The following is a 2,354-nucleotide window of genomic DNA, read 5'->3' as shown; positions in this document are numbered from 1 at the left end:
CGGCTTCGCTTCCTTCGCCACTCGGCCGGGGTGAGACTGAGGATGTACTCAGGTGTCCCCGTGCGGAATGGATATGAGTCCAGTTGTTCGTTCTGTCGATGGGGTGCAGGCGGACGTGTTCTTTTTCCGTATCAGCGGGGAGCAGTTCCTGGGTCGGCAGGATAACCGTTTGTCCCAGCAGTGGACACTCATCGCCATTTAACGGAGCAGCTGTACGGACCAGCAGTCCTGAAAGTGGAAGAGTCTCCTCTCGTTCATTTCGTCCCTCATCCAAATCATCAGCCCGTCGCTTGTCTTGGATTCCACCATGCCAACGTAGTTCTGAGCGTCATTAGCGCGCAGTGACACGATGTCTCCGGGGGCCAGCCCTGTCCATATCAACAGGGGATGCTTCTCCACTTCGTTTGGTTGCCATTCCCTGACATGCAGGCGGTGTTCTTCCTGCGTTAGACCAGGCTCCTGCGGAGTATCCAGGACACCAGCGGAGTATGACTTCGCGGGATACCACGTTGGGTTTCGCTTGCTCTCGGTCACGGCAGATCGATCTCCCGGGCGGGGCTAAACGGAGTATCAGGGCTGAAGGTGGCTGTGAACGTTGCGAAGTTGACCCTGGTTGCGAGAATGCCGGAGTCAGTAGCCTTTTCAGGGAGAAGAGTGAATCGCCTTCTGAACATGGTCTTTTTTGTCTCCTTAGCTGGTCGTCCTCGTATGCTCAATATCTTTCGGGTTAGAAGACGTCCTGGGCGCCTTCTAACTCCTGAGCCGGTTGGGTTTGTGGCTTTGGTCCACTCCGGCGCTGCTCTTGGTCTTACGCGTGACTGGCAATACTGACTTTCGCGGGATTGCTCGTGGGATTGCTCGTGGGATTGCTTTCTGTGTCGATTGCGTGCCGATCTGTGAGGTGCTTCGGGGCAAAGACGGCCCAGATGATGACGAACACGGCGACAAACAAGGCGGCCGCGATGAAGATGCCATCAAATGTTTCCTCAGGAACGAATCCATCGGTACCGGGCACTAGTACGTTCAACACAATTGCGACGGGTATCGTCCCCGAGACGTACTGGATAATGCTTTGCATGCCAATGGTCACCGCCATGTTGTCCTGGCGCCCGGCGGCCGCGACGAGTGAGTATCCGGTGGTCAAGCAGCTCAGCGTTGCCAGGCCATAGCCGAAAACCCACACCCAGGACATCCAGACCGGGCCGTTAGCGAATGCGAACCCGAGAAAAACACCAATGGAAGCGGTTCCGGAAATGACCAGAACGGTCTTCGGGCCCAGCCGGTTGAGTCCCCATCGAGTCCAGAGGTATCCCAGCGCGGAGCCGGGAATGATCGCGAGCAGCACGAACGTCGAGTCGAGGGCAGACAGGCCGTGGCCGTACCCGGACGACGTCGGGGTCTGCAGCATAGCCGGCAGCGCGATAAAAATGCTCACCCCGACCACGCTCAAGAAGAAGATCCCGGAATATCCGATGATGGCCTGGCGCCGGTCCATATTGCGGAATGACATCAGGGGGTCCTGGCTGCGTCGCTGCTGAGCAGCCCAGATAATAAATGTCACGGCGCTCACGGCAAACGCACCGACCACGAGGGGTGAAGTCCAGCCCAGGGCTGGTCCCTGGCTGATTCCGACCAGCAGCGCAGTGACCCAAATGCCGAGCCCCAGCGAAGCGAACCAGTTCAAGCGACCGTCATGACGGGCAGCAGTGGGCGTTTCAGATGAGACAAGGGCAAGCGCCAGCAGCACCGCGTACAGGGCGAAGGTCACCCAGAAAACGCTTTGCCACGGCAACCCCATGCCAACGACAAACCCGCCGACAACGAGCGCGATCGGCGTGAAGATAGCCATCAAGAGCGAGAGTCCCAATGAAACAACTCGGACTTGGCGCGCCGTAGCACGTGGGCGCAGGAGTCCCCAGCTCAGTGGGAGGGTAACAGCGAAACCCAAGAGGAACCGGCCCGCGACAAGAGGCCAAAACCCATCACCTGTCGCAGCCAAGGCGCATCCGAGCAGAGCCAGGACGGTCAGCGTGATAAGAACCTTGCGATGCCCATAGATGTCACCCATCCGTGCAGTAAGGCCCACAGAGATGGCACTGCCGACCATCATGGCGTTAAGGACCCACCCGATCTCCGACCCCGACAGACCGGACTCAGCCGCCATCACCCCAACCAGCGGAGGAAGGGTGCCCCACTGGATGTCCACGGTTACACCGCCGAGCAAGACCAGTGCAACTAACGAAGTGAACCGACCGGCACGAGCCCCGGCCGATATGGATTGTGTCATCTTTGACCACCTGTGTTTCTGGACCCAGTAATCTCTGGAGTCATCGTTTTTGAGTCAGTGGCGCAAC

At 58.6% G+C, this 2,354-nt stretch carries 1 protein-coding gene; it reads right to left on the bottom strand.

What is annotated here, in order from left to right; all coding sequences use genetic code 11:
- Positions 1–808: 808 nt before the first annotated feature.
- On the bottom strand, positions 809–2,287 hold the full coding sequence (locus tag BMX78_RS22560; protein ID WP_091424843.1) for an MFS transporter: 1,479 nt from the start codon (positions 2,285–2,287) through the stop codon (positions 809–811).
- Between the last annotated feature and the right edge of the window lie 67 nt (positions 2,288–2,354).

The sequence above is a fragment of the Arthrobacter sp. OV608 genome (assembly GCA_900110595.1).
Classification (GTDB): domain Bacteria; phylum Actinomycetota; class Actinomycetes; order Actinomycetales; family Micrococcaceae; genus Arthrobacter.
This window is presented reverse-complemented; position numbering and strand designations above follow the sequence as displayed.

Bases quoted from the DNA above. Each gene is read 5' to 3' on its own strand.
- BMX78_RS22560 (WP_091424843.1), bottom strand. From the start codon at position 2,287: ATGACACAATCCATATCGGCCGGGGCTCGTGCCGGTCGGTTCACTTCG.